The organism is Lysinibacillus sp. UBA5990 (assembly GCF_002429815.1).
GTDB lineage: Bacteria > Bacillota > Bacilli > Bacillales_A > Planococcaceae > Lysinibacillus > Lysinibacillus fusiformis.
Map to the genome: position 1 here is coordinate 1,031,961 of NZ_DJAY01000015.1, position 19,340 is coordinate 1,051,300.

The window sequence follows — 19,340 nt, forward strand, 5'->3', positions numbered from 1 at the left end:
AACTAGTTTCGTCAGGAGTAGGAGAGTGTGTGCTAATGCTTCCATGCGATTAGTATAAAAAAATCCCTATTTAAATATAGTTGGTTCACTTGAATGGATTAAAGCCTATTCCAAATAAACATAAATTGTGCTGCATCCGCTTCAAGAGCTAGTTGGTGATACTCTGTTGACTCATCCTCAGTAATTAAGCGACCTTTTTGAACATTTAAAATGGCATGCTTAACAGAATCGGGATGTTCAACGGAATAGTAAGAATCCTTTAGGAGCGTCAGAGCAGATCGACATTTATGTTTATCAATACGTTCATTTTTTCCTTTGAAATATAGTTTTATAAGGTAGGGGGTATCATCGATGATTAATCCAAGCTCTGGGTTTGAACGCACGATAAGGTCATCACAAACCCAATTAGATTTACCCGGTTCAAACCACTGCACATTTTTGTTTTTAAAAAATTTTAAGTAAAATTTTATAGCTTCTTGATAATTTTTCTGACGAGCAGGGAGGGCATTGTCTACAATATCGAGAAGGTAGGAGTCATTAAAATGATGCTCATGGTATTTTTTTAATCCCTCGCGTAATGCTTTCCAATAATCCTTAATTGGATGATAATCCCCCTGATATTTAATATCTTTCACAAACTTCGTCTTGGCGGCACTTCCCTTCATCGTGAAGTCCGTAAATTGTGTTAAGCCAATAGATGGCTTTGTCAAAATCGTCATTTTCACATCACCCTTCCTTCAAAAAATTACAATGTTATAGATTAGTATTATATTGAAATGAGTAAATTTATATGATTGCTCAAAGCCTGATGAGCGCTAGGATTGAAAGGTTCTCTGCTATAGAAAAATCATTTTTTGAAAAAAAGGATGTTTAGATAGGATGAAGCTGGGAATATAAATAGCGAGCTAGTCAATAGCTCAAAAAAAAATTAGGAGGAATAGAAAATGGCTAACAAGCAAAACAATCGCAACAGAAACAACAATGAAAACATGACTGTCGAAGAAGCGGGACGTAAAGGCGGAGAAGCTACCTCCAGAAATCATGATCGTGATTTTTATGAAGAAATAGGACGTAAGGGTGGCGAGGCTACGTCTAAAAATCATGGACATGAATTTTATCAAGAGATTGGTCAAAAGGGTGGAGAAGCTACAGCTGACAACCACGGCGAGGATTTTTATGAAGAAATAGGTCGCAAAGGCGGAGAGGCTCGCAGCAAACAGCGTAGTAATAACACCAACAACAACGGTAACCAAAATCGCCAAAATAACAATAATCGCTAATAACTTTAAAAATAAGATAAAACCCTTCACACACGGGGCGTTTGTAGTTTTTACTACAAGCGCCTTTTTTGTTGAGCATTTTCTCTATATCAATAGGATAAATTTGTTGAATTTATATGAATTGTAGTATATATTTAATCCGCTTCTATTATAATTACATGAGAATGTTTGCAGAGGAAATGAGGAAGGTTCATGACCAAACAACTTAAAGAGAAAGATCTATATGAAATCATCAACTCCGTTGTGCAGGCTGTTGGCATGACGATGTCTATAAAGCAGGACCATTCAGGAGTTAATATGAGTTATAACTTTATTGGGGATTATGTAGGTTTTGATGCTGAACGTTTAATCGAGGCAAAGAATGAGCTGCAATATCCACCTTCACTTGAAGTGTATGTAAAAACAATGACCTTACATGAACTGGGTCATGCGGTGGATCGTGAAGCATTACAGTCATCGCTTCCGCGTACCATTGAAATTTTTACAATGAAAAAACAACATACCTTACAGGAAATTTATCTTCATGAGCATCTGTTATCTATGTTGCTGGAAGAACATGACATGAATATTCAATTTGAGCAAACAGCATGGGAAAATGCTTGGGCTCTCAATCGCAAACATCACTTCGTATCTGAAGAGGATTTTAATTATATAAAGCAGCATAGCCTAGCGACCTATAAAAAAATATATGAGCAAGATTTACAAGCATATCACCATCTTTTGAACCAGCTTGTACCTCAATTAGCATAGCTAGAAATGATTATTTCATACCTTTCCAAGAATGAGATCAAACCAATTAGGGCAATGTAATATTACTTGGAGGTGATCATTTTGACAAAGGGCAAGCAATATAAACGTCAGTCAGAGTTGGCGGAATTAGCGACAGATTTAAGTCCAGATGATTTAGATGTGCGTGAAGATAATGCTTTAACAAAAGAACAAAAGAAAAATTCAAACGATACTCATTGTTCGAACGAATCATCATCACGTAAATCTCAATCATAATTCACACACCACAATCCATTCGATTGTGGTATTATTTTTGACTGTCATTTCATCATAGGTAAACTAAAGCTACAAAAGATGGATAGAATCATGACATAAAATAACATAGAGACATTTCATTTTCATTCGGAATGGTTCCTAAAACGACCTTTCCTGTTAAGATGTATTGGCGAATTCTACATATATTAAGAACCATCACTTTTTTTGTAAACACAATGTTATAATCTTTGTATCGAAAGAGGGGGTTGGAAAAAATGGGATTTTTTATTATGTTTATAGGCATCATCGTAGTCGTCAGCATTATCAGTAATGTTAGCAAAAAATCTAACGAATCCAATGAGCAGACACATGATCTACATTCAACAAATGATTTCAATGGTCATCATTCGCCTACTACTATTCAGGAGAACCATCATTGTGCTGACTATAGTTCAACAACTAATGATTCGTCATGTGGTCCTTTCAGGGGATTGATCAATGAGTTGAATGGAAGAGGATTAAAAAAGCCTAATGATAAACAATTATCATTAGGCAAATTCATATTTAAGATTGATGTGCTTGAATGGACTGTCTTTGATGTAGTTTTTTCATCGCAAACCGAGCAATAGGCTGTGCTAATAAAAGTTCAATCCAAAAGCCACAGCAAAATTTCTTGGCCAAATATGAAAAAAATGTCGAAATGGCTCTTTCTGTAAGCAGCGTCCAAAGCTAAATAAGCCCTTCCGACTAACTAACCATAGATTATTACCATCATAAGGTTGTAAAATAAGGTATAGATACAGAGAGAATTTGGAGGGAAAAGATATGATACGATTTGAAAATGATTATGCAGAAGGCGCCCATCCGCAAATTTTGAAAAAATTAGTGGAAACCAATGAGGAGCAATCACCAGGTTATGGGATGGATGAGCATTCGGAAAGAGCTAGAGGGTATATCAAAAAAACGATAGCGGCTGAACAGGCAGACGTTCATTTTTTAGTTGGTGGCACCCAGACGAATACAACTGTGATCTCCTCCATCCTACGTCCTCATCAAGGTGTTATTGCTGCAACTACAGGCCATATTGCTGTCCATGAGACGGGGGCAATTGAAGCGACCGGTCATAAAGTGCTTACTTTGCCTAGTGATGATGGCAAAATTACGGCCGCACAGGTTAAAGCATGCTATGACGCGCACTGGCATGATGGCACACATGAACATATGGTACAGCCAGGCTTAGTGTACATATCACATCCAACAGAAAATGGAACAACATATAGTAAAGCAGAATTAACTGCATTAAGTAAAGTTTGCCGGGATTGTGGATTGCCATTGTTTCTAGATGGTGCCCGTTTAGGCTATGGTTTAGTAGCACAGAATAATGATTTATCTTTAGCAGATATCGCTCAGCTTTGCGATGTATTTTATATAGGTGGTACAAAAATGGGTGCACTATTCGGCGAAGCGGTCGTAATCGTGAATCCTGCCTATCAACGAGATTTTCGCTATATGATCAAACAAAGAGGTGGGCTGCTTGCAAAAGGTAGATTACTAGGTCTTCAGTTTGAAACATTATTGGAGAATCATCTTTATTTGGATATTGCCCAACATGCGGTAGAGATGGCAATGCTTATTCAGCAAGCATTTATCAATAAAGGCTTTGCATTACGCTATGATTCGAAAACCAATCAGCAATTCCCGATTTTGCCGAATGATTTACTTAAGACATTAGGCGAAAAATATTCATTCTCTGTTTGGGAATCATTCGATGAAACACATACGGTTGTTCGCTTTTGTACAAGCTGGGCGACAAAAAAAGAAAATGTGGAGCGTTTAATAAAGGACATTGAGCGTCTAGCATAAAGATTAAACTGCACGGGGACTTCCTAGGTGCAGTTTTTTCCTATTATTCCCTAATTATTGTTGTTATAATGAGATTAGGGAGAAAGGTGGGAGTGTATGATTAACTATGTAGCATTACTGAGAGGGATTAATGTAGGTGGACATAACAAAATAAAAATGGCTGACTTAAGGGAAGCTCTAATACCGCTAGGATTGCAAAACATTCGTACCTATATTCAAAGTGGAAATATTCTTTTTCAATCGACCGAATCAGAGGAAGTTTTGCAGAAGCAAATTCATGAAACAATCCAAATAAATTTTGATATTACAAGTACAGTCATCATTAGAACCGCTGAAGAATTTCAGCATATCGTCAACAATTGCCCATTTTCACCGCAAGACATCGCTGAAGCAAGTGCCACAGCAATTGGGGAAAGCCTACATGTTGCCTTATTACCTGCTGCCCCTACAAAAGAAAATCGTGATAAGTACTTATCATATGAAAATGATCAAGAGCGTTGTGTCATCATTGGCAGAGAGGTCTATCTTTTATTTTACAATAGCATCCGCAACGCCAAACTTAGCCAACAATTGCCCAAGCTCGAAGTGCCCGCAACGGTTCGTAATTGGAAAACTATCATGAAGCTTTCGTCAATGTTTGAATCATGAAACGAGCTCAATTAGGTTATTTTCTTTATCCAATTATCTACTTCCTTGTAAGAACGATCAATCAATGGAGGAAAGAATTATCTATTACATGGGGCGAAAACGTGACAATGATGATAATCACGATGGTCATCATATATCTCTTTATTCTGCTGTGGAATTGGTCAAAAAAGCCGTATCAATGGGGGAAGAAAAATAATAAGGGAACATAAAAACGGGAGCAACTTTCATTTCTTTTGAAAGGATGCTCTCGTTTTATTTTTTTCAAAACGGTTTACTTAGGAAAGGGCTCGTAATGGCTGTGTTAATAAAGTAAACGATCACATAAAAAAGCTGTAGCGAGGTTATTTGCTACAGCCAAGAATTGGTTGACCCTTTGAGGTTTTCCAATGTATTATAGCATAATTATTTATTTTTTGCATAGAAGGGGAGGAATTAAGTGTTTCGCATTGTAACACTTCATCGATCTTCCACCATCCACTGTCTATCGATGAGCAGATAAAAATAAACAATTATCTCATTTTGGTCTTTAACCTATTCGCTACCTTATTTAAATTTCTCTGGCTTAGCTACTTTGATGGATGCAGCTTCCCCGCATTTTGTGCAGAACGTTAAAATAAGTGGAGATCCAGTAGCCATAATTGAACCGACCGGCCGTATATTTCCTTCACTCGTGAAACTGCCAATTTGTCCTGACGCAAAGGCATCGTTTCCACAAGCTTTACAATTTACTTTATTATTTTCCATATGAACACCTCTTTATGTAATATATGTAAATAGTAACATAAAAGAGTTGGCGCAGGTAATCAATGAGCTAGTCTTTTTAGTTTAAAAATAAATAGTTTAATGTTAAACTATTTTACGGAAAGAAAGAGTTGGTTGCTCTTTTTTGTTAGAAGGAGGAATTAAATATGAATCGTGTACAAAATAAAGTAGCATTAGTAACAGGTGGCGCATCAGGAATTGGTTTATCTGCAGCTACCTTATTAGCCAAGGAAGGCGCAAAGGTTGTTATTGCGGATTTCAATATAGATGGTGCTCAAGAAGCGGCACATTGTTTAGTGAAAGAAGGTTACGAAGCTTCAGCGATTTTCCTTGATGCAGGGGATGCTTCTTCGATTGAAACGGCGGTGAACTTCACGGTTGAACAATACGGCACAGTAACAGTACTGTTTAACAATGTTGGTTTAACAAACTTGCAGAAGGATTTAGACGTTGTGAATATCGACTTAGATGAATGGGATCGTTTAGTCAATGTGAATTTAAAATCCATTTTACTCGGAAGTCGTTTTGCAATTCCACATATGCAAAAGGCAGGTGGGGGCTCTATTATTAACACAGCTTCGATGGCTGCATTCGCTAGTGATCAAATCCGTACAGCTTATGGTGCTACAAAGGCAGGAGTGGTAAATATGACGAAGAACATTGCCACTCAATATGGCAAAGATAAAATTCGCTGTAATGCGGTCGCACCAGGTCTCATTTTAACACCAGCAGCAAAAAATAATATGCCAGATGAAATGCTAGCGATCTATTCTAAATTTAATGCCCTACCATACCATGGCGAAGCAGATGATATCGGTCACGCAGTGGTATTTTTAGCCTCGGACGAATCGAAATTTATGACAGGTCAAACCATGCAAATTGAAGGTGGCCATTATTTAGCAAACCCAACCATTGCAGACACAAATAAGTGGTTAGCTACTCTTAAATAAGCTCTCAAAAAAGAGGTTGTCCTTCAATGGGCAACCTCACTTTGAATGTTGTCTGTCTAGCTTCTTTTACATTTTGGGGGCTTGCAATCCGAACTGTGCCCATTCCTCTTTGGCGGGACCATAAATGCCTGGAACAGCTAAGCCGGCTTGACGCATTAGCACAGTCATTTGTCCACGATGATGACTTTGATGCTGCAATAAAAATAATAAGAGGGAACCGTTAGGGATGGATTGACCAATAAATTCAATCGTTTCATTCATGGTCTGGTCTGTCCATTGTGTTTTTACAGCATCGATAAAGGCATTACTCGCTTGATGATAACTATCTGCAATCAATTGAGCTGAAGTGGGAACAGGAAAATCCTCTGCTGGTGCCTCGAATGTTAGATCAGTATTGGCAGAAATAATTCGAATAGCTGTGACAGTATGCCAAGCTATACGTCCTAAAGTCCAATGTCCAGCAGTTATTGCTTGATGAAGTGATTCATCGGTAAGCTGCTGGAGTAAATTTTGCGTAGCAGTAGCTTCAAATGTCCAAGATTGTAAAAAATGCTCTACTGTTTGAAACATAAAAAAACCCTCCTAAAATGAAGTCTTCCACCTAATTATATAGTTTTTAGGAATAAGTAGGATTATTTTTCCACAAATTATGTTCCTAAAAGAAAAACAATATAAAGTACGGCATAAACAGGAAGTGCGGTCGAAGTAACGATATACATAGTCCATTCACCAATCGTCAATTTTCTTTTCCATCTCGTTAATTTAAGGTGTCTGCGATACACCATACTAGAAATAAGTATGAGTAGAAACGTTAGTTCCTTTAAGGAATCTAAAAAGGTGATCAAATCATCAGCTCCTTTAGGCTGTTGCAATATATGAGCCCAGCTATAGGAACATGACTACAAAAAACGTCATAATCGTCGGTAGCTAGATCAAGAAAAAAGTGCGCCTCTATACAAGATAGAAACGCACATACTTTTACTCTTCTCGAATGACTATAAATACACCACTAAAAATGAAAAGCGAGCCCAACCAAAATGAAAGACCAATCGTTTCACCTAAAAGGAGCCAGCCTAAAAATGTGCCTACAATAGGCTGAAAGAAGAAAAATAAGCCCCCACTAGAAGCATTCATTAGTTGAAGCCCTTTATTCCACAATAAAAAACCACCAGCAGTTGAAACAATACCTAAATATAGTAAGCCACCTGAGATTGTTGGCTGCACAACAATGGATAGATCCATCTCTTTTAACCTTGGAATGACAAAAGGCGTCAATAGTATGACGGCAATCAAAGAAGAATAGGTTGTCACCACAATTTGAGAGTAATGACTTGGAACTTTTTTGACTAGGACAGACATCAATGCCCATGTTACTGCAGCAAGCAATAAGAAGAGACCACCTAATTGTTGGGTTAAATCAATTCCGCCATGGCCTACAATTACACCAACACCAATCGTCGCTAGGATAATAGACAAGCATTTTTTGACGGTTATGTCTTCTTTCAATATGACACGTGCAAAGACAACCATAAAAGCAGGTGTTGTAGCCGTAATAATTGCACCCATTTGAGCAGTGGAAAGCATGGTGCCTATTTCTTGGGTAACAATCGAAATCGTATTCCCAATGAGACTGACAAGAAAAATAAGGAGCCAATCCTTTTTGGCAATTTTCCAAGATTGTTTCATCATAATGCCAATCAAACCAAGTGCAAAGACGGCAATCACATACCGAATCCAAACAAGCTCTAACGGTGGCACGACCTCTACCACTACTTTGACAACTACATACATAGCGCCCCAAATACTCGCCGCAAGCGATAAAAAGAGGGCGCCGATTATTTTATTTCTCATGTTTTTTCCTCCGTTTTCATAGTTACCTATGTCCTTAACGGAGAAAAAGCGCTTCTACCGTTAAGGAAGAAGAAGTGCTGGAACGTCCAGTTCAAATAATGGAGCATACATCATCTAGATCACACCATCCTATTCATAATTTTTTATAAGTATAAAGAGAAAGTCATGGATTTCATCGAGGCTATTCTAGTTTCAAGCTGTTCTAAACAACGATACAATACTAAAAACAAAGCCTATGAATCCACAAACGAAGAACATATAAGCTACAAGTAGGGACATAGCTTCCAAGTTATCGGTAAAGATTTTATAGGCTCCTAATAAAAATAATGCTAAGCCGCTAATTAAATAAATGAAAATCCTACTCTTAACAGTCATAATATCACCCCTGAAAATTAGATTGGCGAATGAAACTCGATACAATCCACTTCTTCTTTGCTCTGTTAGAGGTTAGACAGCCTAAAAAAGCAATAAAAGAGGAGTGGCACCAATAAAACTAAAATAGCTCCTATTCCATAAACAGAAATAGCTGTGATCATGTCCTAATGCGAAACTTGATTGTTATCCATCAAAGCGGTTCTTTTTATCACCATTTTACTAAAGATTGAAGCAAGCACTTGTTGAAATAACATGCCAAACACGACAGGCATTGCTACTTTACCTGGGAAGTATGTTGTAGCAACAATGACCCCAACAGCAATATTTCTCATACCTCCAGTATAGACAAAGGTAGCCATATGTGAATAGTCTTTTAACAGATAGCGACCTATGAAAAAGGCGAAAACATAGCCTGATACAGCAATCAGAAACACTAATAATATAACGAACAATAGGTGTAAATTAAAATCTTTCAAGTATGGAGCGATTGCACTGCTATTAATTAAAATGACGGCAAATAAACATAGCTTTGAAAAAGGCGCAAGCTTCTTTCCAATTTTCTTTGGTATTTCTCCCTTTGACCATTCATTCATCAATATACCTATAATCGTCGGCAAGACAATCATTAATAGTAAGTTAAGTATAAGCGATAGTACGTCTAATTCAATTTTTTCACCCGATACAAAGAAGAGAATGAAAGGGAGAATGAATGGAGAAAGTAACGTATCGATTAAAATTATCGATAAGCCTAACGGTAAGTTTCCTTTGCAAATATTGATCCAAATAACACTTGTAACGCCTGTTGGAAGTGCAACCGCTAAAACAAAGCCGACCGTTAACAAATGGTCGTCAAAGATAACAGTGGATAAGAAATACGCCCATAACGGCATTAATAGGTGAAGAAAAATAATGGAGAAGATAATAAGTCCGGGATGCTTCACAAAGATTTTTACATCTTTAAATTTCATATGTAGGCTTCCTGAAAATGTCATGAATGCAAATAGCCATGATACGAGGAATAATAAACTTTGTCCTATGCTTTCTAATAATACACCTAAAATTAAACTTAATGGTGTTAAGATCGCAATGTATTTCTGGAGAAATACATTTAATTTTTCTAACATCAAAAGACCTTCTTTTTCATCTGATTTTATACCCTTATTATAATAATAACAATAAGAATAGGGGGAGGATAGGCAAATAAAAAAGCAGAAGGTTTACTTCTGCTCGAAAATGACTATCGCTGTAAATGAAGTATGGGATAAGGACGACCTTGACCATCCATTGGAGATTCACCGATAATGGAAAATCCATTTTTTACGTAAAATATTTTCGCGTATTCATTGTCTTTATTAACATCAACCGATTGGACATCAAAATTTTGGATAAGTTGTTGAATGATTTGTTTGCCATATCCTTTTCCAATTTCATGAGGATTTAAAAACAACATTTCTACATGTTGATGTTGTATGGCTGAAAACCCTATAAAAGCTGTATCTATATACCATAGCTGGACATTAAGATGGGGAAAATATGAAGGGATTTCCTTCTTTATCGCCTGTAAATCCTCTTGCTTTAGAAAATCATGTGTCGCTAATACGGATTGTTCCCAAAGTTTTAAAATACCATCATAGTCATGACTTGTCGCTTGTCTCATTTGCATCATTTCATAGCTCCTCTATAATTTTTTATCACGCTCCTTCCCATTTCTTATTTTATAATCTTCATGACATAGCTCCATGACATATACAATAACATGTAATCACTCATTCCAATGTGATATTTTTCTATAGTATAGCAAATTATTCAGTCAAACAGCCTTTCAAAATGGAAGGGGACTGTTCGTGAAGGTTGAAATTTCCCTGCAAGTCCAAGGGATTTATCGAATATTGATTTGTCTTTTATCAGTTTCCTTCGTAAAAGGAATCCGTACAATACCGACAATTAATAAGATATTGCCTGTCCATCTTAGCCATAAATAATAGGGATGATCCTTTAACAGAAACAGCGAAATGAGGATAATAATCATCCCAATACTAATTAGCAACTTTATATAAATCGGTATTTTTGACATTCATCTACCTCCTTTTATAAAAAACTATTTGAATTTATAGAAGTGAGAGAGGGAAAATAATACGAAATACGTAGTAGCCCCATAACAGAGTTACTACGGTATTCGGTTTTATACTTCATTTCGTTTAAAGATAAGAACGAGGATATTTAATAGGATCGTACTAACTAATAAGAATAGGACAGCCAGTACGGAACTTCTTGTGATATCCATAAGAGCACTCCAATCCTCAATCTTCACAAGATAAAAATTGTAAAATAATTGGAAACTTATCGAAATGGCACAAGCACTTAGACTTAATATGCTTATCATTAATCTATAATTTTGGATTTGTTTCGAAGTAGCTGAAAGAATAGCAATGGGTAACAATAATGCTATGAATCCAAGGACTAAGCTTCCCACATTTAGCATACTAATCATTAACATTTCCTCCTTTTTAACATGAAAACGAAATAGAGAGGGAAATGTTTCAATATATTGTAAATTTTAAGTTTACTAAATCTTCCTGCTAACTTATGTAAGTCATGTTAAACATATGAAGGGTCACTTTGGTTAGAAGTGACCCTAAGTAACAAATCAGGAGGTTGTTAAACTAGTTTAGCTTAACACTACTATATATATGATGAGTTCAAGTAGTATATCTAGTTGATTGCCTCTTCAGTAGAAATAAAAACTATATTGAAGGAAAATTGAAGATTATTTGAGGACACTTATTTTCAGTAAAAATCTATAATACCCATATAAAAATAAATAAGGGAGCAAATAGGAGAAAAAGGTAAAATAAATATTCCATCCGTTTCGGTATATGACCCTATCAAAGAAAACAAATATCCCTTCTAAAAAAGTGGTGAGCAAAGTCATTAATAATAGAACCAAAAAAGGTTTGTTCATTTTTTTAATGAAGTAGATACAGTAGCAGGATAAGACAGGGTATATGCCAACATCAAAAGGTAGTGTAGCAAAACTTTTTTGTTGGGGAAAAGGGAGCACCTCCCAAAAATCGAAATAAAAGCCGAGAGTATTCATGAGATAGGCAACGACACTAAAAAATGGAGCCACTAAAAAAAACAACATTTTATCTTTTTTGTATAGATGCATGAGACAGATAATCCATGGAATAAGAAAAACTAAAAATAAATGTAAAATCATTTTTTACCCTTTCATTACTAACGAATTAATCTTTATTAGTATTACTGAGGAACCGTAGAAACATACAGATGTTGATGATGTGGGATGTAACTATACGTCAAAAATATTTTAATTAAGGTGGACAATAGTGAGGATGGGAGTTGAACAAATGAGTGGAATTGATAAACGAAATCGATTAAGCGAGGATCCTTTTACGTATCAAATTACCAAAAAAGGGACTATCGTTATTTATTATGAGGGGAAACAAATTAAAGTGGTTAAGGAAAACGAGGCTGAGCGTCTTTTAGCAAAAATCCATGAAGCGGAACAACAGACGATAGAAGTTCAATTACTATTAGCGAAAATGACAGGCAATTTTAAAAGAGGTAATGAAAAATTAGGTAAACATAAAAGGGAATTTTAACTATGGAAAATCAAGATTATGCGATAAATGATTTTCCGGTATAATATTTATGCAATTCGAGTTCCAATTAATGTATTTATTTTTTCCTTTTTAAGTCATTGATCTAGGGACGGAACGTAATTTTCATACTTAATTATCCACTTATAAAAATACAAGTAGTTGTCATGTCCAATGATAGGGGGATTCGAGTAGAGGGCTTTCTTTTGAATTTGAATATTTTGTTAATCATTCGCTCGTTTTACCATTTCTGTGGCAATACATGTTATTCTATATTGGAATAATAAATATGGAGGCGGTAATATGTATTACAGCAATGGTAACTATGAAGCTTTCGCACGTCCTAAAAAACCGGAGGGAGTAGATGAAAAATCTGCTTATCTAATTGGTTCGGGCCTAGCCTCGCTGTCAGCAGCATGTTTTTTAATTCGTGATGGCCAAATGAAAGGTGAGAACATTCATATTCTCGAAGAGTTAGATATTTCAGGAGGTAGTCTGGATGGCATCCTTAATCCGACGAGAGGGTTTATTATTCGTGGTGGTCGAGAAATGGAAGATCATTTTGAATGCTTATGGGATTTATTCCGTTCCATTCCTTCATTAGAAGTAGACAATGCTTCTGTTTTAGATGAATTTTATTGGTTAAACAAAGAGGACCCCAATTATTCAAAGTGTCGTTTAATAAAAGATAGAGGTCAAAGACTTGAAGATGATGGTAAGTTCACCTTATCGGATCAGTCATCTGAGGAAATGATTAAGTTATTCTTTACGCCTGAGGAAAAGTTAGAGGATATAAAAATCACAGATGTTTTCTCAGAAGAGTTTTTTGAATCGAACTTTTGGCTGTATTGGTCTACTATGTTTGCCTTTGAAAAGTGGCATTCAGCAATGGAAATGCGCCGTTATATTATGCGTTTCATTCACCATATTGGTGGATTACCAGATTTATCAGCATTGAAATTTACGAAATATAACCAGTATGAATCATTAGTGCTACCGATGATAAAATATTTAGAAAGTCATGATGTTGATTTTCAATATAATACAGTAGTAGAGAATGTTTTGGTAGATAAAGTGGGCGACAAAAAAATAGCTCATACATTAGTTTTAAGAAAAAATGGTGAGAAAAAGAATATTGAGCTAACAGAAAATGAATTGGTGTTTGTGACAAATGGTAGTATCACGGAGAGTACAACATACGGGGATAATTATACACCAGCCCCGGTAAATAAAGAATTAGGTGGAAGCTGGTCACTGTGGAAAAACATCGCCGCTCAAGATACTGACTTTGGACGACCAGAAAAGTTCTGTGATAATCTTCCAGAAGAAAGCTGGTTTGTTTCCGCCACTCTAACGACTTTAGACGATCGTGTGGCTCCTTATATTGAAAAAATTAGTAAAAGGGACCCGTATGCAGGCAAAGTTGTAACTGGAGGCATTGTCACAGCTACAGATTCTAATTGGATGCTAAGCTATACGTTAAATCGACAACCTCACTTTAAACATCAACCAAAAGACCAATTAGTCGTTTGGATTTATGGTTTACTATCAAATAAACCAGGTGATTTTATTAAAAAAAGCATTACCGAATGTTCAGGTATTGAGATAGCACAAGAGTGGTTATATCATATGGGTGTACCAGTTGATGAAATTCCAGACATCGCACAAAATTCTTGTAATACGATTCCATGCTATATGCCTTATATCACCTCTTATTTCATGCCAAGAGCAATGGGGGATCGTCCACTAGTTGTGCCAAAAGGGTCTGCTAATCTAGCCTTCATTGGCAACTTTAGTGAAACCGCAAGAGATACAGTTTTTACTACTGAATATTCAGTAAGAACTGCGATGGAGGCAGTCTATCAATTATTAAATATTGATCGTGGAGTTCCAGAAGTATTTGCATCATCTTTTGATGTTCGCACTTTATTAGCTTCAACTGCCCGCTTACTAGATGGCAAAAAATTAACAGATATTGATGCGCCATTTATTTTAAAACAAATTGGTAAATTAGGAATTCACAAAACAAAAGATACGATTATTTATGACTTACTGAAAGAAAGTAAATTAATATAGACAAGTGGTACTGGCTGAAATCAGCTCACTCAATAGACAAAGTCTTTAAGGGGACTTTGTCTATTTTTATATATCTAAATCCTAGAAAGATTTAACAAAATTCAATAAAACTATTAAATTTAGTAAAAATATGATATGTTAGACACGGATAATGACTAGATGAAAGAGTGGGGAATCATGAAAAGATTAGTGAGTGGCTTACTGGCGCTGGTCGTTTTATTACAGGTAGGAACTGTCCAAAGTACTGCCTATGCCAGTGAAAAGGATTATGAAATCTACAATGGTAAAGTCGTGAATGCTAGACTTTATGCGCCTATACGAGCTGTAGGTGAAAAGCTAAAAGCTAAGGTAAATTGGGATAACGCTACAAAAACGGCTACGGTCATCACTAAAAAGACTGTGATGAAAATGACACTTGGCTCAAAAGTATTAAAAGTCAATAATGAGCAAATTCAAATGGATGTCTCACTACTTCTAGAAAACGGAAGCGTTTTTTTGCCAATTAGATTTATCGGTGATGCATTAGGGCATAGTACGTATTGGGATAAAAAAGCTCGGATGGCTAGTTCCTATTCAGAGCAAAATAGGTTCGTTGTTTATGCACAACCACTGTTTTATCGGGATGGCTATAAGCTGCTAGATGAGGCGATTAACAAAGTGAAAAATTTGTCGAATGTTGCTCAAAAAAGACAATATTTAAAACCGTACTTTACTGATGAAATGATTAATTTAATAATTATGAGAAATGTAACCTATACAGATTTGTCTCAATATACAACAAGTTATAATTATTATTATCCAAAAGAAACAAATATGTATATCTATCGTAGCGAGCGTGTACCTAATCAATCTAATTACGTTTCTCAGCAGATTTTAATAACGAAGAGAAATAATCAATGGGTAATAGGTTCTTTGAGCGAAAATATTTATGAGCCAATGCCATAAAACGAAATAAACATCAAAAAAGTCGCCCTTACGTATAGGCGACTTTTTGTTTTGAGAAAAAGTTGATCAATCAACATTGCTTGAGAGTTCTCTACAATTCAAAGCGCATCGTATGATTCATATCCTTAAACCCAAGTCTTTCGTATAAAGCTATAGCTCCTTTATTTCCAGACAGAACGTTCAACTCCAAATAGTCCAATTTGCGAGTATCAGCCCATTTTTTCGCTTCTAATAGTAGGGCAGTACCAATCCCTTTACTTTGATATCGCTTTCCAACAATGACATCAATAATAAAAGCGTATTTGTATTCGACCATGCATGTATAACGAGGGGTCGTCATTTCCTTTAGTAATAAAAACCCTACAATTTCATGTTCTTTTTCAGCGATTAAAATATCGGAATCATCCTCGATAATTGTAAAACGAATAAAATTGACATCTTGTTTAGTAGGTCTGATATATTTAGGTTGTAGAATAGACATTTCTAAAAAGAGCTCTTGGTATAACACCTCGATTTGTGGAATGGCATCAAGTGTGGCAATTTTTATTTCCATAGTAATATACCTCCATTTATGTTTTACTAATATGGAATATTTTACATGATTGGATGAATAATAGAAAGGGGAGAGAGCATGAGATTATGGCATGTGGATTTACTAGCATTTCTACCAAAAGGGCAGCTACTTTCACAATGGCGAGAATTAAACAGTATATTTGCCAAGGAAGATAAGCATATACTCATTAATTATATATACGAATATCCTAAAGAAGACTTGTTTATTTATACGGAAATGGTCATTGGTGAAATGAAGAAGCGAGGCTATCAAATTAGAACATTTGAAAAGATGAATAAATACTTTGAGGAGTTAGGGGCAGTCGAGGCAAAAACACCTTTCAAGCAGCATCATAATAAGGAATATCTTGAAATTTGTTTTTATAATTTAAAAGAGAAGTATATACGCGGTCAGAAAGATTATGATGCGGACAAGTATCATCAATTATGTATGTTTGTAAACAACAATCATTTATAGGGAAGGTGGAATGGTCATGCTACAGGCGATAATTTTTGATGTAGATGGGACGATTTTGGATACAGAACAAGCGATATTACAGTCTCTGCAAAGGACATTACGTGAGGAAACAGAAAGAGAGTATGCTTTGGATGAATTACGGTTTGCTCTAGGTATTCCTGGAAAGGACACTTTAAAACGGCTAAACGTTGATGATATAGAGACGGTTCATCAAAAATGGTCTGCAGCTGTTCTTGATTTTTCACAGGAGGTTTCGGTCTTTCCCAAATTGGAAGCGGTCATCCAATCTTTAGCAAGTAAACCATTACAGCTCGGCATTGTTACATCGAAAACAAGACAAGAAGTAACAGATGAGTTTGATCCTTTTGGGTTGAGTGATTATTTCACGCAAATTATTAGTGCCAGTGATACGGAGCAACATAAACCTCACCCAGAGCCTCTTTTAACCTGTCTGGAATTATTACAGGTAGCCCCTGAAGATGCTATTTATATTGGGGATTCGGTTTATGATCTGCAATGCGCAAAACAAGCAGGAGCGAAATTTGCCCTTGCCCTGTGGGGGGCAAAAACGACGAAGGGGTATGAAGAGGCAGATTATGTTTTACAGGAACCGACTGATATTTTAACGATCATTTAAAAAAGGTGTATCTACTAGTGATACACCTTTCATCATTAATCCCAAATATTCGGGATCGTCACTTGCGCTGTTCGTAAATAATCTAGTAATTGCCCCGTATGAACTGACTCATGGTAGGCAATCCTCAGCAACATATCTCCCAAATCTCTTATGTATCCTACATCTGAACGGTCAATTTGAATACTTGTCAAATCCTCATTAGCGAATGATTGAACCATTTCCATAAATTCCAGTCGATAGGGAGCTGCTAATAATAGTTCGGCTTCTACAGTGGTGTAAGGAAGGTTTTCAAATGGTGATTCATAATTAGCTAGACTACCCTTATTTGTAATCGCCTGGTGGTAATAATGTTCACTTTCAAGCACATGTCGTATCATCTCGATGCAAGACATTGCTTCATTATCGGGCTTCCAAAGTAACTTTTCTTGAGGGATTGACGTCCAAAGCTTAATACTACGTCTACGCACTTCCTTGAAATTTAATACAAGTACATCTATTGAGTTCATATTCTTCCTCCATTCGCTAGTATAATAAAATTATACACGAATATATGTTCTGTTGGAAGCTATTTCTACCAACCTAGGGGACGATTTTTCAATTGTTTATGTAAAAAATCTATAAACTTGGTTTGCGCTCTTTTTTTCTTCATCATCTGATTGACTTGTCAATTCTAACATTTTTTCTTTTTGTCCCAACATCTTTAAGGATTGAGAGTAGCAACAGATAATTCTTTTTAAGATTAAATGTAAAAAATTACTTTTTATAGAAGGTATATTCCAATTGGGTGTTGAATTAATAAAGTGTGTAACAAAATACCAAAAATAGGAGGTTTTATTATGTCGAAGGCGAAAAAAATAATTTTGCCAGTATTAATGATCTTTACTATTTTTTGTTTAGGTTTTTCCCCAGCTCAAGATATGTCCGTGCAAGCTAAGGATTCTTCGAGTGTTGTTGTAGTTTCTGGCAAACTTGCTAAGGAACTGGTAAATGCGACGCTCCGAGCAGTCAAGGAGGGTGAAGTTGAGAATGTAGCTCCTGTGTCTGTTTTTGATTTGGAAGGTTCGAGTGTGTACACTGTTGGTGGTGGAGTTACGGTTGTTACAGTTCCTTTGCATGGGGATTATAGCCTTCCTAGTAATATAACAGTATTCTTCGATGAGGATAATACTGTATTACAAACAAATGAAATGTTGGTTACCAAGAATGATTTAGGAAACTTCCGAGTTGAGACGTATTTGGATGGATCACTTAGTAATTCTGTGGATACTGAGCTTGCATATATTACAGATGAAGAGATGCTTGCAGAGGAGCCAGTTATGGAAGCGACGGGTGTAGGAGCAGTGGCAAGTTGTCTTGGTGCAGTACTTGGTATTGGTGCTACGGCGGCATATATTATTGCAGTTGCGTGTGGTGGTTCGTGTGCAACACCGACACCAGTGACTGCTGCGATATGTGCTGCATGTATTGGTGCATATGCAGTTATTGGTGCCGGTGGTATTGCCGGAGCGGTAGCTTGTTTCAATTACCTGTGAGGTGAATAGATGCATAAGGTTTTGGCAATCTCGATTTTGGGAATGGGTATAACTGGGGCCGTTTTAATCATCTCGGTCGCGTTGTTATTCAAATCTCCAATTGGAAATGTGGTACTGATGGTTACAGCTGCTTCAACAATAGCATTCATTATATTCGCTGTTGCAGCTTTAGTATTTCGTCGGCGATTAGATGCAAAAAGAGAGTAATATATTTATTAAATTAATAAAGAGAATAAAAGGGGTTGGGAAAAACAATCTCTACTTAAAAAGCCTGTGAATTTTTACGAACAGTAAAAATTCACAGGCTTTAAATTTTTATCTGAAGCTATTAAATGCAAATTAAAGATTTATAATGTTTTATATATCGAAGAAGGAAATAAAGAACAAAAACAATGAAAATCAATAATAAATTAAACACTAATCACAAAATAATATTAGGAGTGCATGTATTCGTAAATAGAGCTACCATTTTCGCTTTCCTTTTGGTAGCGAATTAATAGAATATTTTGGTTTAATAAGGGGATTTTTTGTTTATTTGTATTATATTGTGCTTCATTATTGATGGTTCTGGAAAAATTCCTAAGCTTATATCGATGAGGATTTACTCAAAAACAAAAAACCTACTATATTTACAACTGATTATGTTCACTTTTTTTAGTTATGACAAAACAATATTATTATGCTTACTTTCAATGTTAATAACGATTAACCAAATGAATGAAGTAGACCGTTCTTATCTCGCGTATTCAATGACCGAAAAATGGGAGGGGCACTCATTGAAAGTGCC

Annotated in this window: 28 protein-coding genes; 15 read left to right on the top strand and 13 right to left on the bottom strand. The window is 36.0% G+C overall.

Annotated features, from left to right (window positions below):
* Positions 1-98 precede the first annotated feature (98 nt).
* Positions 99-719 (bottom strand): hypothetical protein, encoded by a 621-nt coding sequence (locus B3D94_RS17665; RefSeq protein WP_083244785.1) that lies wholly within the window; start codon positions 717-719, stop codon positions 99-101.
* A gap of 270 nt (positions 720-989) precedes the next feature.
* Here B3D94_RS17665 and B3D94_RS17670 point away from each other — a divergent pair, with 270 nt between their 5' ends.
* From B3D94_RS17670 to B3D94_RS17700, 7 genes are all read left to right on the top strand, one after another.
* Positions 990-1,280, top strand: a complete 291-nt coding sequence (locus B3D94_RS17670) for a KGG domain-containing protein (protein WP_414674012.1) — start codon at positions 990-992, stop codon at positions 1,278-1,280.
* 192 nt (positions 1,281-1,472) lie between these two features.
* Entirely contained in the window at positions 1,473-2,030 is a 558-nt protein-coding gene (locus B3D94_RS17675; RefSeq protein WP_291758782.1) for an integrase, read from the top strand.
* A gap of 72 nt (positions 2,031-2,102) precedes the next feature.
* Positions 2,103-2,285: a hypothetical protein gene (locus B3D94_RS17680; protein ID WP_230584799.1), complete on the top strand. Its 183-nt coding sequence runs from the start codon at positions 2,103-2,105 to the stop codon at positions 2,283-2,285.
* Between the two features lie 254 nt (positions 2,286-2,539).
* Positions 2,540-2,893: a hypothetical protein gene (locus B3D94_RS17685; protein ID WP_291758784.1), complete on the top strand. Its 354-nt coding sequence runs from the start codon at positions 2,540-2,542 to the stop codon at positions 2,891-2,893.
* 196 nt (positions 2,894-3,089) lie between these two features.
* Positions 3,090-4,127 (top strand): threonine aldolase family protein, encoded by a 1,038-nt coding sequence (locus B3D94_RS17690; RefSeq protein WP_291758787.1) that lies wholly within the window; start codon positions 3,090-3,092, stop codon positions 4,125-4,127.
* 96 nt (positions 4,128-4,223) lie between these two features.
* Entirely contained in the window at positions 4,224-4,775 is a 552-nt protein-coding gene (locus B3D94_RS17695) for a DUF1697 domain-containing protein (protein WP_069481100.1), read from the top strand.
* Between the two features lie 64 nt (positions 4,776-4,839).
* Positions 4,840-4,971 (top strand): hypothetical protein, encoded by a 132-nt coding sequence (locus tag B3D94_RS17700; RefSeq protein ID WP_291758790.1) that lies wholly within the window; start codon positions 4,840-4,842, stop codon positions 4,969-4,971.
* Between the two features lie 347 nt (positions 4,972-5,318).
* On the opposite strand, the gene B3D94_RS17705 is transcribed toward B3D94_RS17700, so the two are convergent.
* Positions 5,319-5,519, bottom strand: a complete 201-nt coding sequence (locus tag B3D94_RS17705; protein ID WP_069481101.1) for a hypothetical protein — start codon at positions 5,517-5,519, stop codon at positions 5,319-5,321.
* 164 nt (positions 5,520-5,683) lie between these two features.
* Here B3D94_RS17705 and B3D94_RS17710 point away from each other — a divergent pair, with 164 nt between their 5' ends.
* The gene (locus tag B3D94_RS17710; protein WP_291758795.1) at positions 5,684-6,487 is read left to right on the top strand and encodes an SDR family NAD(P)-dependent oxidoreductase; all 804 of its coding nucleotides are present in this window, start codon (positions 5,684-5,686) and stop codon (positions 6,485-6,487) included.
* A gap of 66 nt (positions 6,488-6,553) precedes the next feature.
* Here the strand turns inward: B3D94_RS17710 and B3D94_RS17715 are convergent, their stop codons facing one another.
* The 9 genes from B3D94_RS17715 to B3D94_RS17755 form a co-directional block, all read right to left on the bottom strand.
* Positions 6,554-7,057 (bottom strand): DinB family protein, encoded by a 504-nt coding sequence (locus B3D94_RS17715; RefSeq protein WP_069481103.1) that lies wholly within the window; start codon positions 7,055-7,057, stop codon positions 6,554-6,556.
* A 77-nt stretch (positions 7,058-7,134) separates the two neighbouring features.
* Positions 7,135-7,332 (bottom strand): hypothetical protein, encoded by a 198-nt coding sequence (locus B3D94_RS17720; RefSeq protein WP_232540518.1) that lies wholly within the window; start codon positions 7,330-7,332, stop codon positions 7,135-7,137.
* Between the two features lie 133 nt (positions 7,333-7,465).
* Positions 7,466-8,338 (bottom strand): DMT family transporter, encoded by an 873-nt coding sequence (locus B3D94_RS17725; protein WP_069481105.1) that lies wholly within the window; start codon positions 8,336-8,338, stop codon positions 7,466-7,468.
* A 192-nt stretch (positions 8,339-8,530) separates the two neighbouring features.
* Complete coding sequence (locus B3D94_RS17730; protein WP_291758802.1) at positions 8,531-8,713, bottom strand: hypothetical protein; 183 nt, start codon at positions 8,711-8,713, stop codon at positions 8,531-8,533.
* 164 nt (positions 8,714-8,877) lie between these two features.
* On the bottom strand, positions 8,878-9,837 hold the full coding sequence (locus B3D94_RS17735; RefSeq protein WP_291758804.1) for a bile acid:sodium symporter family protein: 960 nt from the start codon (positions 9,835-9,837) through the stop codon (positions 8,878-8,880).
* 113 nt (positions 9,838-9,950) lie between these two features.
* A complete protein-coding gene (locus B3D94_RS17740) occupies positions 9,951-10,376 on the bottom strand; it encodes a GNAT family N-acetyltransferase (protein WP_069483323.1) in 426 nt (141 codons plus the stop codon).
* Between the two features lie 216 nt (positions 10,377-10,592).
* Positions 10,593-10,787 (bottom strand): hypothetical protein, encoded by a 195-nt coding sequence (locus B3D94_RS17745; RefSeq protein ID WP_258268520.1) that lies wholly within the window; start codon positions 10,785-10,787, stop codon positions 10,593-10,595.
* A gap of 108 nt (positions 10,788-10,895) precedes the next feature.
* On the bottom strand, positions 10,896-11,204 hold the full coding sequence (locus tag B3D94_RS17750; RefSeq protein ID WP_069481109.1) for a hypothetical protein: 309 nt from the start codon (positions 11,202-11,204) through the stop codon (positions 10,896-10,898).
* A 276-nt stretch (positions 11,205-11,480) separates the two neighbouring features.
* A complete protein-coding gene (locus B3D94_RS17755; RefSeq protein WP_349679804.1) occupies positions 11,481-11,933 on the bottom strand; it encodes a CBO0543 family protein in 453 nt (150 codons plus the stop codon).
* A gap of 148 nt (positions 11,934-12,081) precedes the next feature.
* Here B3D94_RS17755 and B3D94_RS17760 point away from each other — a divergent pair, with 148 nt between their 5' ends.
* The 3 genes from B3D94_RS17760 to B3D94_RS17770 all read left to right on the top strand — a co-directional run bounded on the left by B3D94_RS17760 (position 12,082) and on the right by B3D94_RS17770 (position 15,354).
* Positions 12,082-12,336: a hypothetical protein gene (locus B3D94_RS17760; protein WP_291760639.1), complete on the top strand. Its 255-nt coding sequence runs from the start codon at positions 12,082-12,084 to the stop codon at positions 12,334-12,336.
* Positions 12,337-12,636: 300 nt separating this feature from the next.
* Positions 12,637-14,409, top strand: coding sequence for an oleate hydratase (locus tag B3D94_RS17765; protein WP_291758811.1), 1,773 nt, complete (start codon positions 12,637-12,639; stop codon positions 14,407-14,409).
* A gap of 177 nt (positions 14,410-14,586) precedes the next feature.
* Positions 14,587-15,354: a copper amine oxidase N-terminal domain-containing protein gene (locus tag B3D94_RS17770; protein WP_291758814.1), complete on the top strand. Its 768-nt coding sequence runs from the start codon at positions 14,587-14,589 to the stop codon at positions 15,352-15,354.
* A 91-nt stretch (positions 15,355-15,445) separates the two neighbouring features.
* Here the strand turns inward: B3D94_RS17770 and B3D94_RS17775 are convergent, their stop codons facing one another.
* Positions 15,446-15,907, bottom strand: coding sequence for a GNAT family N-acetyltransferase (locus B3D94_RS17775; RefSeq protein WP_069481114.1), 462 nt, complete (start codon positions 15,905-15,907; stop codon positions 15,446-15,448).
* Positions 15,908-15,985: 78 nt separating this feature from the next.
* Here B3D94_RS17775 and B3D94_RS17780 point away from each other — a divergent pair, with 78 nt between their 5' ends.
* Positions 15,986-16,384 carry a pyrimidine dimer DNA glycosylase/endonuclease V gene (locus tag B3D94_RS17780; protein ID WP_069481115.1) on the top strand — a complete coding sequence of 133 codons (399 nt, stop codon included), beginning with the start codon at positions 15,986-15,988 and terminating at the stop codon, positions 16,382-16,384.
* 16 nt (positions 16,385-16,400) lie between these two features.
* Positions 16,401-17,021 (top strand): HAD family hydrolase, encoded by a 621-nt coding sequence (locus tag B3D94_RS17785; protein ID WP_291758818.1) that lies wholly within the window; start codon positions 16,401-16,403, stop codon positions 17,019-17,021.
* Positions 17,022-17,056: 35 nt separating this feature from the next.
* Here the strand turns inward: B3D94_RS17785 and B3D94_RS17790 are convergent, their stop codons facing one another.
* Entirely contained in the window at positions 17,057-17,527 is a 471-nt protein-coding gene (locus tag B3D94_RS17790) for a DinB family protein (protein ID WP_291758821.1), read from the bottom strand.
* A gap of 330 nt (positions 17,528-17,857) precedes the next feature.
* Between B3D94_RS17790 and B3D94_RS17795 the strand changes: the two genes are divergently transcribed.
* Both B3D94_RS17795 and B3D94_RS17800 read left to right on the top strand, forming a co-directional pair.
* Positions 17,858-18,553, top strand: a complete 696-nt coding sequence (locus tag B3D94_RS17795) for a hypothetical protein (protein ID WP_291758824.1) — start codon at positions 17,858-17,860, stop codon at positions 18,551-18,553.
* Positions 18,554-18,562: 9 nt separating this feature from the next.
* A complete protein-coding gene (locus B3D94_RS17800; RefSeq protein WP_031419964.1) occupies positions 18,563-18,760 on the top strand; it encodes a hypothetical protein in 198 nt (65 codons plus the stop codon).
* Positions 18,761-19,340 lie beyond the last annotated feature (580 nt).